A 14,230-nucleotide genomic window follows, 5' to 3' on the forward strand; every position below is an offset into this window, starting at 1 on the left:
TCTCTAAAGGCTTATTCCACAATATAATTTTGAGATGAATAAGCCTACACCTAAAATCTACCGTACAACCAATTGGCCCACATACAACCGAGCTCTCATTAATCGTGGGAATATTGCCATTTGGTTTGATCCCAAAACACAATGGTATGCTCAACCAAAAAGCCAACATGGTCGAAATCAAACTTATTCCGATACAGCCATCCAATGCTGCTTAATGATTAAATCCATATTTCGTCTTTCTCTACGCATGGTCACTGGCTTTGTACAAAGCCTGATTAAACTTTGCGGATTAGATTGGACAGCGCCAGACTATACGACGCTTTGCAGAAGACAAAAACATATTGATATTGCGATTAGCTACCAAAAAAGTAGCAATGGTCTACATCTACTCGTAGATTCAACTGGTTTAAAGTTTTTGGGCGAAGGTGAATGGAAACGGAAGAAACATCAGCCTGAATATCGTCGACAATGGCGTAAGCTTCACATTGGTATAGATGCTGAAACGCTGCAAATACGTGCAGTTCAGCTCACAACGAACAATATCAGTGATTCACAGGTGCTCGGTGATTTACTTGGTCAAATACCACTTGATGAGCGAGTAGATTCTGTCTATACCGATGGAGCCTATGACACTAAATGCTGCAGACGAGTGATCTCAGATCGTCAAGCATATGCGGTGATTCCGCCAAGAAAAAATGCGAAACCGTGGAAAGATACAAAAGTTCATTCGCAAGAGAGAAATGAATTACTAAAAACAGTTAAGCGTCTAGGAAGAGCCCTTTGGAAAAAGTGGTCTGGTTATCATCGGCGAAGTTTGGTCGAAACCAAGATGCATTGCATCAAATTATTAGGCGATAAACTCTACTCAAGGAATTTTGACAGCCAAGTGAATGAGATCCATGCACGTGTAGCCGTATTAAATAAATTTACAGAATTAGGCAGACCTCATACCCAAGTTGTAACCTAAATTTTAGCAACTTAGGAAAACTTTACCTTCAAAGGCTTTATGCAACAAAGCCTAATATGATTAATTGACATAAATAGAAAAAATATATGTCAAAGAGGTCAATGATATTTAATTCACTTAAGAACCATAATTTGCACCAAATTTTACGCTGACACGATTCATTGAATAAAACCAAGTGAAAAGTTACGTAAAAAAGAAACCAATAATTTTATTGGCTTAAATAAAAAATCGAATATTACAAATAAGCGGAATGATTATGGATAACGTAGCTCAGCTAGAAACTGATACTAATTTCCAAAGCCGAAAGAAAATAACTTGGGGTGTTTTTAGTGTCCTGCTGTTATTTTTAGTTGCTGGCATCTTATATTATTTTTTTGTATACCGATTCTATCAATCTACTGATAATGCTTATGTACAAGCCGATGTCACTTGGGTGATGCCAAAGATTTCAGGCGAAGTGATGGAGTTATTAATTAACGATAATCAGTTTGTAAAAAAAGGGGAAACTTTAGCGGTATTAGACCATCGTGACTACCAAGCTCGTTATGACCAAGCCCGTTCTGTAGTCAGCTTAAAAGAAGCAGCGCTTGGTGTACAACAACAAAATGAAAAGTCTGCCAAGTCTTCAATTATTGAAGCTAATAGTGGTGTAGTGGCAGCACAAGCAGACCTGGCGCGTTTGAACAAAGAGTTCGAGCGTTATCAAGATCTATTAAAAGATGGCGTAATTACCCGACAAAATTTTGAAGGGATTCAGTCTCAATATTTAACCGCTCAGGCACAGCTCAGCAAAGCGCAAGCCGCCGTAAATGCAGCAGAAGCTCAGTTGGGGAGTTTACAAGCGAGTCGAGCGCAGCTTTTAGCAGATATTCAAAGTGCCCATGCAAATTTAAACCTGTATCAAGTCGATTTGGCTTCATCAAAAGTGGTTAGTCCTGTAAGCGGTAAAATCGGTAGTCTGGCAATTCAAAAAGGCTCACGTGTTTCTCCACAAACCCGCTTAATGGCGATCATTCCTGAAAATAGTTTGTATGTACAGGCGAACTTTAAAGAAACTCAAATAGAAAAAATGCATATCGGTCAGAAAGTTAAATTAAAACTTGATGCTTATCCAAGCCTCAACTTTACCGGAAAAATTGAGAGCTTTTCTCCCGCTTCAGGTGCGACTTTCTCACTTATGCCACCAGACAATGCCACAGGCAACTTTAACAAGGTTGTACAGCGTATTCCTGTACGTATCGCCATAGATTCAAGCCCACATATTGATTTGATAAAACCTGGAATGTCGGTGAGCGCCACCGTTGACCTAAGAACTTAATAATAAAATTTTGGGTAATCATAAATGAATAAGCATGTTGAAGCCGAGTGGAGGTTTCCCGCAAAAACTGCATGGGCAATTTTTGCTGCCATGATTTTTGGCAACTTCATGGCGATTCTTGATATTCAGATTGTGGCAAGTTCTCTAAACGAAGTTCAAGCTGGTATGAGTGCAAGTCGTTATGAAGTCACTTGGGTACAAACAGTTTATTTAATTGCCGAAATTATTGCGATTCCAATGTCGAGTATTGTCTCGCGAGTGCTTTCAACACGGGTGTATTACACCATCTGTGCAATAGGTTTTACGGTGAGTTCTTTACTTTGTGCTTTGTCATGGAACTTGGAAAGTTTATTAGTATTCCGTGGCATACAAGGGTTTATGGGGGGCGGTATGATTCCGACTTCCATGACGGCCTTGTACCTACTTTTTCCAGAAGCAAAACGCTCGTTGCCTTTGGTCATGTTTGGCATGATCAGTACTTTAGGTCCAGCAATTGGCCCAACCATTGGCGGTTGGCTCACCAATAATTTCTCTTGGCACTGGATGTTCCTGATCAATATTATTCCGGGCATTATCATTGCTACGGTCATCTACTCAGGTCCAAATATTGACCGTGCCAACTATTCACTCATCAAAAGCATGGACTGGTTCAGTCTAGTCGGTATGGCAATGTTTTTGGGTGGGCTTGAATATTTCCTCGATGAAGGCGCACGACATGACTGGCTTGCAGATACAGGTGTTCGGGTTGCTTTTATGGTCTGTGTTATAGGCGGCATGATTTTCTTCTCTAGAAGTTTTACTCAGCCTAAACCTTTGCTCGATTTATCGGTATTTAAAAATAAAAACTTTACCTTAAGTGCCATTACAACGTTTGTGATTGGTATGGCGCTGTATGGCTTGGGTTACATGATTCCTGTGTTTCTTGGGCAAGTCCGTGAAATGAACAGTAGCCAAATTGGTCACGTCATGATGGTGACAGGTATTGTCATGTTCTGCTTTGCGCCGTTTCTTGCGTGGCTCATTCCTAATTTTGATACCCGAAAAACCGTATTTGTCGGAATGATTCTGGCGGGCTTTGGCGTTTGGCTCAATTCACATTTGAGCATTCATAGTGATTATGACTTTATGTTTTGGCCGCAAATTTACCGTGGTATTGGCCTCATGATTTGCCTGATTGTGGTGTCACATTTGGCTATGAGTACATTGCCACTCAGTAAAGTTGCCGATGCCAGTGGTATTTATAACCTGATGCGTAATATTGGGGGCGCAGTTGGACTGGCTCTTATTAACTCATCCTTAGACTGGCTGACCGCCATGCATGTTACCCAGATTAATCAGTCGATGACACCACAAAACTGGATATTTACAGAAAGACTCGACCAGCTTACGGCGCAATATCAAGAAGTCGGTGCAAATGCCCAGCAAATCGCGCTCAGCGTGATCTATCGTGACATTCATTTTCAAGCACTGACATCGAGTTTCAATGACTTATTACGCATGCTCGCAATCATTATGTTTGTGACCGCCTTTTTAACCATATTTATGGATCGGGGGAAGAAAATGAATATGTAGCGATTTAGAAATAAAAGGCAGCTTTCAAAGAATGAAAACAATAGGGCATATCAAAACATATCCCTTCATAGAAAAAGAACATTGATATGAGTTTCGAATATCGTTGTATGAGATAGGGGAACTCACAGATCTGGATGTGGGAGATTAAAGTATTATGATTAATACAACATATAAACTGATTTCAAAATTGAACCTGAAAAACGCAACTTATGGGCAATATTTTGAAAAAGAGCAAATCGATACTGAACGATTGAAAGTGATGTATTCCATTTACGAGCAGTATTATGAAAATACCAGATTTTCTATTTTCGTAGATGATTTTAAAAATAAAAGCGGTGCGATCTTAATTTTTGACTCAGAAACAGATGAGATTGTCGGTTTCTCGACGGTAGTTGTACAGCATTTCTACTTAAACGGTAAAGATTACACCGTGCTCTTTAGCGGTGATACGGTCATTTTGAAAAAGTTTTGGGGCACGCGTACATTGCAAAGTACCATGCTCAAACTCATGATCAAGCTTCGAATTAAATATCCTTTTAATGAACTTTATTGGCTTCTCATTTCTAAAGGCTATAAGACTTATCTCTTACTTGCCAATAACTACTATGTGTATTACCCAAACATTAAAGATGAAAACCAACATCTTTCGGAAGTTGTTGAACATTACTGTGAAAAATTCTTTGGTGAATACTACGACAAAGAAGCCGGCTTACTCAACTTTGGTGACGACTATCAACCATTAAAAGGCGAAGTCGCACCGATTACTGCCGAAATGAGAGAAAAGAACCCAAATATTCATTTCTTTGAGCAGAAAAATCCAACTTGGAGAGCCGGTACAGAACTGCCATGTATTGGTCGACTTGGTTGGAAAGATATTGCCCGTTTCCCTGTAAAACTGATGACTAAACCGACAAGCAAAGGAAAATTTGAAGCGCAGTTAAGCCATAAAACAAAACGTAGAGAGGCTATCCAATGAAATCTAATCAATGGTTGACTCTCGGCTCGCATCTTATTTTAAAAAAATGGTGTGATGCATCTGACCGTAATTTCCAAAAACAGTTTAATGCCTTAGAGACTACGCAACGTCAAATTTTGCATTCGATTTTACAGACCTCTACTTTGGCCAAAGATAAACAGGTTCAAAACTATGAGCAGTTTGTAAAAGCTTTTCCTGCAACTCGCTATAGCGCTTGGCGAGAAGACATTCAGCGCTACCGTGAACAAAAGCTTTCACTCTCTAGCAGTAAACTGGTTCGTTTCCAGCCGACCAGTGGTTCGAGTGAACAAATCAAGTTTATTCCATATACCAAGTTGTTTTTAGATGAACTTGACCATGCGATTGCACCGTGGATGGCAAGTTTATACCGTAAGTGTCCAGAGCTTAGCTCTGGTACACACTACTGGTCGGTGTCGTGGTTGCCTGAAAGTCAGCGTGAAGTTTTAAAAGATAAAAATTTAAATGATGACAGTGCGCTACTTGGTATAGGTAAGCGAATTTTATCCAAGTTTACCCAAGCGGTTCCAAGTAACGTTGCATTTGCGGCCAATGCTGACGATGCACTGTTTGCCACCATTTGTTATTTGGTCGCAAACCGTAGCTTAGCCATGATTTCGGTGTGGAGTCCAACGTTTGCTTTGCAATTACTTGAACGTTTAGAGGCATTGCAAAAAGACGTGGTTGAGGTTTTACAAAGTGGTAAATGGGGCAATCGTGAGGCTTCATTAAAAGAAGTCACTGCACCGCATAGCCCTGAAAGTGCTCAAGCCTTAATTGCAAGTTCAAACGGCGAACAGATCGACTTTAAAAAACTTTGGCCAAAGTTAAGTCTAGTATCGAGTTGGGATACTGCAGGTTCAAAAGCGTGGGCCGAAAAATTAAAAGAGAAATTGCCCAATGTTCAGTTTGAAGGCAAAGGCTTATGGGCGACCGAAGGCGTAGTGACTATTCCCTATAACGACCAATACCCATTGGCTTACCAAAGTCACTTCTATGAATTTGAGTATTTAGAAGGTGAAAAACAAGGTCAAATCGTTCCTTCATGGCAACTTAAACAAGGTGACGTGGTCAGCCCGCTGATTACTTCGGGTAATGGCTTACTGCGTTACTGTCTAGATGACTGCTTAAAAGTGACTGGCTTTTTAGAACAAATTCCGTGTTTTGAGTTCCAAGGCCGCCGTTTTGGGGTCGATCTGGTCGGTGAGAAGTTAGCACCTGAAACCGCTCAACAGTTGTTGTTGCAGTTAAACGAAACGGAATCAAAAGCAATTTCTTTACTGGCGATTGATACCCAACAACAAGTTAAACCATTTTATTGCGTGCTTTTTGAAGGTGAAATTCATCACAGTATTAACAATGAATATATCGACAGTATCTTACGTCAAAACTTCCATTATGAACTTGCACGAAACTTAGGGCAGCTCGACCAGCCTCAAATTCGCCAAGCCAATAATGGCTGGAATGCGTACAAGAAACTAGTCATGTTTGATGGCATTATCGAAGGCAATATCAAACCTGAGCCACTCAAGAAAGTCACCCTGAATAGTTTGGAACAACTATGAAAGGGATGAAGCCATTTAATACTCGGTTTTTAACACTTCGACACGCCTTATATCTAGGCGTGTTGGTTGTGTCGAATACACATGCCATGACTTTAGATGAGGCTTTGTCAGCTAGTTTAAGGCATGAAAGCCAGCTTGAAGTGAGCCGTTTAAGTGTGAACCAGTCCACCGCTATGCTTGAACAGGCCAAGCAACGTGATGGACTCAAAGTTAATTTAGTCGGGCAACTTGACTATGAAAGAATAAATACGCCTTCACACGTCTTGTTTCCAACCGAAGGAAACCGTAAAGGCCGAAGTTTGCAATTGCAGGCAGATTATCCGATTTATACCTCTGGGCGGCACCGTTTAGGGATAGATATTGCCGAAAGTCAGCTTTCAGCCCAACACCAAGGCTTATCAGATCAAAGATCGGAAACTATTTTAAATACCGTGATGGTCTATACCGACGTATTAAAAAAGAAAGCCATTTTAGAACTCAGACAAAAGACTATGGCAAATCTGCAACGGTCTTTATATGAATCAAAGCGCCGTTTTGATGTCGGTATGATTACCCGTGCAGACTTGGCTCAAGTTTTAGCTCAAGTCGCACAAGGTCAAGCCGATATTACACAGGCGCAATCTAACTTGACCGTAAGCGAAGCACAGTTTTATCAAGTGACAGGTATAACGCCTGACGACCTTGTTCCAATCAATCAATTACCTACTATTCCCGCTAACCTAGATGAAATATTGGCTCAAACCAAGAACCATCCGGCTTTAATGCGGGCTAAATATGAAAAGCAGGCTGCCGAAAAACAATATGCTTTAACTAAACGCGAACTTTGGCCAACCGTGATGCTCACTAGCCGTGCCGGAAAGCAAGATGAAGCAAGCTATATTGGTTCTGAAAGTAATAACTATATGGTTGGGGTGCAGCTCAATGTACCGCTTTATGATGATGGACTAAATCGGGCCAATGTTAAAAAAGCACAGGCCGATATCGATTTGGCTGCGCAAAAAATTCGAAGTCTTGAGCTAGACTTGAACAAGCGTACCCGTACCACCTATGCGCAGCTTCAAACCATTCGACAAAATAAAGATGCATTGGCAACCGCTATACAAACAGGCAAAACGGGAATGCCCGATTATTATGATGAAGGACTTATAGAGACACTCAGCCTGACGAGTACAGGCGCAAAAAGAAAAATCACGGCTTTTCTAAAGCAGAATTCTCAGCAGAGTCATCTTCAAGAGATTCGTACTTGTACAGCGGAAGAAGAACATGTACCAGCCATGAATCAGTTTATTAGCGACATGGCAGAATACTATAACTTTATTCCAGCCTATAACTTTGAAGAACTGGCTCAAGGTCATCAGTATTTTTCAGGGATGAAACTCTCGGACTTTTCACTTTATTTTAAGGGTGAAAAGCTGGTAGGCATGTTTGGTTTATGGGATCAGCATAGTATTAAACAAACTAAAATTTTAAATTACAGCTCGGCCATAGCTGTGCTTAGACCCGTTTATAACTTTTTGACGCCAATGACAAAAGGCATGCGTTTGCCTAAACTGGGTGACTCTATTCAGTACCATGTGCTACATACGCTTATGTGTCATCCACAAGATTTGGCTTTACACCATAAAATGCTCGAAGATGCCTATAACAAGTCAAAACTGCAGGGCGTTGGTGTGGTGAGTTTTACGCTTTCACATAGAGACCCGCGATATCAGTTAAACCAGTTTTATAAAGGTGAACGTTTAACGGGTATGCATGGTTTTATTAGCTTTGAAGGTGACCCTCGGCCAAGTTTTGATAAAAAGCTGATTCCATACTTAGAGGTTGGACGTATTTAACTTAAAACTTGAAGTAATTTTAATGAAGCCCACGAAAGTGGGTTTTTGATATATTTATGCTTAGTCACTAAACATACATATACCACCACTACCATACAAACCGAAATTTAATAACATGGTAGTTAAGTGATGAAAAAGAGTTTATTGGGCGGTCTTATTCTGTCTTTGTGTACAACTCCAGCTTTTGCATTAAATATTTTATTGGTTAACGATGACGGCCTAACGAGCAATATCAAAGCACTTTATGACGAATTAAAAGCAAATGGTCATAACGTGCTTGTGTCTGTACCGTGTTCACCACAAAGTGGCCGCGGTGGCGCAATCGTGATGTACAGCTCAACAACAATTACCGCGGATAATGATAAGCAAATTGCGGCTGAAAATGGTTGTCACAACGGCGCAGCACCAATTGGCGCACCTGCGGCTGGAACCTTTACCAAAGCAGGTTATACCAATGGCGACTGGAACTACACGCATGGCACACCAGTCATGGCAACAGTTTATGGACTAGACGTGGTTGCACCAAAACGCTGGGGTAAAGCACCAGACCTAGTTTTATCTGGCCCGAATGAAGGCCAAAATGTCGGCAAAGTCGTTGTACACTCTGGTACGATTGGCAATGTACAGTTTTCGGCAGGACGCGGGATTCCGTCTATTGCCTTAAGCGCCGATACCAACACGGTAGATGACAAAACTTTAAACAACCCTAACTCTGCGATTGTGGCAAAACAAACTGTAGTGTTATTAAAAGAATTACAAGCTAAGGCAGGCAAGGGCCAGTTGTTGCCAAAAGGCATTACGCTAAATGTGAATTTCCCTAAAAATTTAACAACCAGCACGCCGTTTGCTTTTTCCAAAATTGGAACTTACGACTTATATAAACTGAAGTTCCAAGTGACCAAAGACAATAAAGGCAACAATCAATTTGGCCTTGGAATAGACGCGGCACCATCAGCACCAACTGCCGCTCAAATGTCGGATGAAAGCGCTGTAATGCAAAGCAAAATTGCTGTGACTGCAATGCAAGTTGCTTATGACCAACGACCAGCAGGTCAAGAATGGCTTAAAATCCGTTTAAAAAGCTTATTTAACAAGTAAGGAGAAAGACCATGAAACGTTGTTTATTGGTTTTACTCCTTGGGCTTGGATTGGCGGCTTGTAATGACAATGATCATGATGACCAAGTCTCGACTGAAAAACCTGTACTAGCACCGAGCTTAGATGTCGGAACTTATATTATTAGTACCGAAACTGATCAAGAATTACCTATGGCGGGTAAATACTATTCTGGTGCAGATGGGACTAAATTATTGGTTTTAGATGATGACGAAAACCGTGCCAAAATTGTGATGAGCTACGATGCAAAAACCAAAGCTTGGCGAAGCAACCAGTCTAATCAGGCGATGACAGTCGAATTAGCACATTATGAAAAAATTGCTGATCAAAAACTTTTGCTTAATCAACTGGTCGGCACCTACGATTTATCGTTTCCAGATGGAACGACGGTAAATGCCGAGGTTAGTGCACAAGGTAAAATTGTCTCGAGAGATCCAAATTGTGTGTTTACGGGTGTGATTACTGAAAGTGCCTTAGCCAATACAGCAAACTATCAACTGACCGATAACAAGTGTGATGCGCTAAAAAATAACTCGAAAGGTTATGTTGTGGTAGATGAAGACTTAGAGCCTATGAGTTTTAGACTCGTATCTGATACGGTTGCATCAAAAGACATTTGGGCATTTGCACAATCTTAAAAATAAAAAGGCAACGGATTCATTCCGTTGTCTTTCATTCCAATCTATCTTGCGCCGTTGAAACAATTAACATGGTTTGAAGGTAATAATCTACTCGTGATTGATTATTTTCTTTATGTGAATTATGCGCATTAAAGGCTGCATCATGAAGTTTCACGACCCGAGCGATCGGATTTGAACTACAACGAATTAAATATTCTTCGCGTGTTTCCGTTTCCCGTTTAGTTAATGCATCAACGGCCTCACGGACTTCTTTTCCAAATAAGCTTTCGATTTTGGCTAGGGTAAGAGGTGTGTCTTCAACACTATCGTGGAGAAGGGCGGTAATAATATAGACTTCTGAAAATCGGTGCTCAATTAATGAATTGACTACACCTTTAATATGGTAATCAAAGTAATCATGAGAACCATACTTTTGACCTTGATGCGATTCTTTTGATAATTTCTCTGCTAATTCAACTTTATTTTGAGTCATTTTTTGCTCTTATTACTTTAAGTATATGACACGGCCTAATGGGCGAGATGGGTAGCTTAAGTCATAATTTTATACTGAATAAGCTACTTTGTTGTGAATACTCTCGTTTGTTTGGTGAATCTCCACAATGTAATATTCAACATATGAAAACGGATAAATAAATTATTGCTATCTATAAATATGAGATGCGCAAAAATTTGCTCACTTTTATCTAAAATAAATCAAATTGAGCAAATATATTCACAAAAACTTATTTTTATAGTATTTTTGAGAAAATAATTGCTCATTTGTGCTAATGAAAAAATTAACGATACAGGCTTTACTAAATAAAAACTGGATAGATATAGCAGAACTAAAACTGCTGGAACCTAAGTTGGGTTCGGCTAGCGCCAGTGAACTAGAATATGAATTGGATTATGCAATTCAATATTTAGACAGACGAGATGAGCACGCCTGTAGTTTATCACTTCCTGTACAAATTCTTATCAAACACGAATCGGACACATGGTTTGGCTTTTTAGATGATATTGTTCCATCTGGCGCTGCACGCCGTTATTGGGTGAATTATCTAGATTTACAACGCTTAACCTATGCGGAACAAGAAAGTATTCTATTAGAAAAAGGTGGGATGGCACCTGTTGGTAATTTACGAATTAAAGAAGCATTGCCTCCACTAAACCCAGAGTCAACCTTGCACTTACGTTATTTTAGTAAGGAAGATGTGGCTGAGCGTAATATTGATTTTCTGGAATATGCTCAACAAATGGGAGCTATTAGTGGTGGTGCAACTGGTGCAGGCGGTGAAGCTCCCAAGTTGCTTATTCGTGTTTCACCGGAACAAAAAGTCTGGATTGACACCTACCAAGAAAAATTTGATCAGCCAGATCAGCATTATTTGGTGAAATTCCCGCGAAATAAACGTAGCGAGATTGATTGCGATATTCTCAGAGCTGAATATTATTACTATCAAATACTCAATGAATTAGGTTTCAACACAATTGAAACAACCCAAATGCAGCTCATTGAAGGTACAAAATATCCGTCATTGTGGCTTCCAAGATTCGATACAGAATGGTGTGATCAATATTGGCACCGCTATGGTCTAGAGTCTGTGTATTCTGTACTAAATAAGTCTTCTGGTAGTCATCTTAATCATTTCGAAGTCATTGAAGATCTATGTAGATTACTCACAAGCATTGACTCAGATTTTGATGTACCACAATTTGTTTGTGAGTGGTTACAACGAGATTTACTCAATATCATTTTTGGTAATTCAGATAACCATGGGCGTAATACATCATTTATAAAAAAATCTGGAAAAATTTATCTTTCGCCTATTTATGACTTTGCACCTATGAAAGCCGATCCGGAAGTTGTGACCAGATCGACGACTTGGGGAAGTCCGTACGAGGAAGGTGGTGAATACCGGTGGGCGCAAATTACACAAAAACTTGCTCCTTGGTGCGATCCCGATTTATCTCTAGCGACATTAAGGACTTTGGCGAATAACCTGCTTGGCTTAAAGCAACGATTAGTTGATAAAGGTGTACCCAAACAAATTATTGAAATGCCAGCGCTGTCATTTGATTACATAGAAGCTAAATTGAAAAGATGGGAACTGCTATGAATGTAAAAAATCAAACCCAAGACCGTCAGCAGATTCTTATAGATTTATATAAACAATATTTGTTGAGTGAGATTACTTTGGGGCAATTGCTATCGTATTTACGCAAAAATGTGTTGGGTTTATCGCAAGAACAATATGCTAATTTGGTGGGTATAAGCCGTCGGACTTTAACGGACATTGAGCAGGATAAAGGTAAACTCACTCAGTCTGTGTTAGATAAAGTGTTTAAGCCACTTGGTTTAAAAGCAGGGCTTGTACCTACGCATGAGCATATTGTTAGCAAAATTATAAAGCCAAACGAGTAAGCAACTACTTAAACGTTCACAAGCGTACGCTTGTGAACACCAAAATGATAATTTTTGAACCAATCTAATATATAAATTTTTGCAACTTTAAAATTTAACTTAATGATATAAAAGCAGATTGTAAATATTACTTAAGAATATCCTTAATTATGTAATTAAATGAAAAATAATAATTATTTAAATATTTTCTAGCCAATTTCACATTGACACTTCAAATATTGGAGATTACCATTTGCGGGCTGGCCTACATTGCCAGTCGGTTTTAGCAGACCGTTTTTTTGGACTACATCAGAGCTATTTCTTCTGAGGAATAGTTTTGCATGTAAATCTCGTTCCCTCCCGTAGCGGTAGGATGATCTGCCCCCATAAAGTTGGACAGTTAGTTAAGCAGTTTTTATAAACTGGTTTCTATATTGTACAGGGGATAAACCTTGTAGCTTCACCTTGATTCTCTCATGATTATAATAATGAATGTATTCTCGTATCGTTTTCTCTAATTCATCAATTGATTGAAATTTTTCTCCATGAAAGCATTCCGATTTTAATATTCCAAAGAAGCTTTCTATTACAGCATTATCTAAGCAATTTCCTTTACGAGACATACTTTGAATTAAACCATGTTGCTTTAATTGCTGTTGGTAATGAGCCATTTGATATTGCCATCCTTGATCTGAATGGAGAATTGGTTTCTCATGTCGCTTAAGTTTAGCTAAAGCATGAATGAGCATATCTTTCACTAACTCATAATTGAGTTTACGTTGGATTCGGAAGGTAATAATTTCCCCATTAAACAAATCTATAATTGGTGATAAATAAAGTTTTTCACCGTTAACATTAAATTCCGTCACATCAGTTGCCCATTTCTGGTTGGGATGGTTCGCTTTAAATTGCCGTTGCATAATGTTATCAGCCACCGTCCCGACACAACCACTTTTATATGAGCGATATTTCAATGCTCTGATACGTGATTTAATTCCCATGGTTTTCATAAGGCGATATACACATTTATGGTTGATTATTATTCCTGTACTTTTCAGGGCAAGAGTAATTCTACGATAGCCATAGCATCCCTTATGCTTGTGATATATGGACTTAATCTGCTGTTTTAACTCAGTATATTTGTCATTAGAGCGTACAGCTTTCATGTGATAGAAATAAGTACTACGAGCAATCTTTGCAATACTGAGTAAGAGTTTTAATGGATAAATTTGCCTTAATTCTGAAATAACCTGAACAGTGTCTGCAGTACAAAGTGTATTTAAGTACGTTGCTTCAGTTTTAAGGCTTTTAGCTTTTTTAAAAAGGCAACCTCCGCTCGTAAAGCGGTCACTTCATCAATGAGTTCCTGTTGAGATTTATCTTTGTCTTCTTTTATAGGCTTAGTTATTTTGGTTTTATCTTGTTTAACCATATTGGTATAAATCCTCGTAGTATTAAACCCGGCAATCCCTTCTTTATGATACTGAGCGAGCCACCTTCTTAAAATTGACGTCCCGCTCAGATTTAACCGTCTTCTAACTTCTCTTACCGGTATCTTATCAAGAAGCATTTGTACAGCCTTGATTTTAAATTCGGAAGAGTAGTAGGTTTTTTTAGTTTTAACATTCAGGCCATCTTCACCTTGTGCCTTATAGTTTTCAATCCATAAGCGGATGGTTTGGAGATCAACATTAAATTCTTGTGAAAGGATTTTATATCCTTTACTTCCATCTAAATAAGCTTGAATGACTTTTAATTTTAACTCTTTTGAATGCTTCGGAATTGGCATAGGGCACACCTCATAAGTTTAAAAAGTCTAACTTATGGGGTGCAGTTCAG

Annotated in this window: 13 protein-coding genes and 1 pseudogene; 11 read left to right on the top strand and 3 right to left on the bottom strand. The window is 39.3% G+C overall.

Annotated elements, in window-relative coordinates:
• Positions 1-34 precede the first annotated feature (34 nt).
• The 9 genes and pseudogenes from MKL62_RS08935 (at position 35) to MKL62_RS08975 (ending at position 10,005) form a co-directional block, all read left to right on the top strand.
• Entirely contained in the window at positions 35-967 is a 933-nt protein-coding gene (locus tag MKL62_RS08935) for an IS5 family transposase (protein ID WP_001040033.1), read from the top strand.
• Positions 968-1,223: 256 nt separating this feature from the next.
• Positions 1,224-2,285 (top strand): HlyD family secretion protein, encoded by a 1,062-nt coding sequence (locus MKL62_RS08940; protein WP_005128631.1) that lies wholly within the window; start codon positions 1,224-1,226, stop codon positions 2,283-2,285.
• A 24-nt stretch (positions 2,286-2,309) separates the two neighbouring features.
• Positions 2,310-3,857: a DHA2 family efflux MFS transporter permease subunit gene (locus tag MKL62_RS08945; protein ID WP_030423652.1), complete on the top strand. Its 1,548-nt coding sequence runs from the start codon at positions 2,310-2,312 to the stop codon at positions 3,855-3,857.
• A gap of 187 nt (positions 3,858-4,044) precedes the next feature.
• Positions 4,045-4,833 carry a hypothetical protein gene (locus MKL62_RS08950; protein WP_075874782.1) on the top strand — a complete coding sequence of 263 codons (789 nt, stop codon included), beginning with the start codon at positions 4,045-4,047 and terminating at the stop codon, positions 4,831-4,833.
• Positions 4,830-6,416 carry a GH3 family acyl-acid amido synthetase gene (locus MKL62_RS08955; protein ID WP_005128633.1) on the top strand — a complete coding sequence of 529 codons (1,587 nt, stop codon included), beginning with the start codon at positions 4,830-4,832 and terminating at the stop codon, positions 6,414-6,416. Before MKL62_RS08950 ends, MKL62_RS08955 begins: the two co-directional genes overlap by 4 nt.
• Positions 6,417-6,502: 86 nt before the next feature.
• Positions 6,503-7,021, top strand: a pseudogene (locus MKL62_RS08960) (TolC family protein); the annotation flags it as partial.
• Positions 7,022-7,105: 84 nt separating this feature from the next.
• The gene (locus tag MKL62_RS08965; RefSeq protein WP_372530918.1) at positions 7,106-8,251 is read left to right on the top strand and encodes a TolC family protein; all 1,146 of its coding nucleotides are present in this window, start codon (positions 7,106-7,108) and stop codon (positions 8,249-8,251) included.
• A gap of 126 nt (positions 8,252-8,377) precedes the next feature.
• Positions 8,378-9,349 carry a 5'/3'-nucleotidase SurE gene (gene surE / locus MKL62_RS08970; RefSeq protein WP_086267245.1) on the top strand — a complete coding sequence of 324 codons (972 nt, stop codon included), beginning with the start codon at positions 8,378-8,380 and terminating at the stop codon, positions 9,347-9,349.
• 11 nt (positions 9,350-9,360) lie between these two features.
• Entirely contained in the window at positions 9,361-10,005 is a 645-nt protein-coding gene (locus MKL62_RS08975; RefSeq protein ID WP_005128638.1) for a hypothetical protein, read from the top strand.
• A 34-nt stretch (positions 10,006-10,039) separates the two neighbouring features.
• Here MKL62_RS08975 and MKL62_RS08980 read toward each other — a convergent pair whose 3' ends face one another.
• Positions 10,040-10,480 carry an HD domain-containing protein gene (locus tag MKL62_RS08980; protein ID WP_000193136.1) on the bottom strand — a complete coding sequence of 147 codons (441 nt, stop codon included), beginning with the start codon at positions 10,478-10,480 and terminating at the stop codon, positions 10,040-10,042.
• A gap of 295 nt (positions 10,481-10,775) precedes the next feature.
• Here MKL62_RS08980 and MKL62_RS08985 point away from each other — a divergent pair, with 295 nt between their 5' ends.
• Both MKL62_RS08985 and MKL62_RS08990 read left to right on the top strand, forming a co-directional pair.
• Entirely contained in the window at positions 10,776-12,107 is a 1,332-nt protein-coding gene (locus tag MKL62_RS08985; protein WP_005128640.1) for a type II toxin-antitoxin system HipA family toxin, read from the top strand.
• Positions 12,104-12,412 (top strand): helix-turn-helix domain-containing protein, encoded by a 309-nt coding sequence (locus tag MKL62_RS08990; protein ID WP_001101310.1) that lies wholly within the window; start codon positions 12,104-12,106, stop codon positions 12,410-12,412. Before MKL62_RS08985 ends, MKL62_RS08990 begins: the two co-directional genes overlap by 4 nt.
• Positions 12,413-12,795: 383 nt before the next feature.
• Here the strand turns inward: MKL62_RS08990 and MKL62_RS08995 are convergent, their stop codons facing one another.
• Together MKL62_RS08995 and MKL62_RS09000 are read right to left on the bottom strand one after the other, a co-directional pair.
• A complete protein-coding gene (locus MKL62_RS08995) occupies positions 12,796-13,638 on the bottom strand; it encodes an IS3 family transposase (protein WP_223673390.1) in 843 nt (280 codons plus the stop codon).
• A gap of 32 nt (positions 13,639-13,670) precedes the next feature.
• Complete coding sequence (locus MKL62_RS09000) at positions 13,671-14,180, bottom strand: helix-turn-helix domain-containing protein (protein WP_001122273.1); 510 nt, start codon at positions 14,178-14,180, stop codon at positions 13,671-13,673.
• Positions 14,181-14,230 lie beyond the last annotated feature (50 nt).

This window comes from Acinetobacter sp. AOR01_HL, assembly GCF_027855455.1.
In the GTDB taxonomy this organism is placed as follows: Bacteria; Pseudomonadota; Gammaproteobacteria; order Pseudomonadales; family Moraxellaceae; genus Acinetobacter; species Acinetobacter baumannii.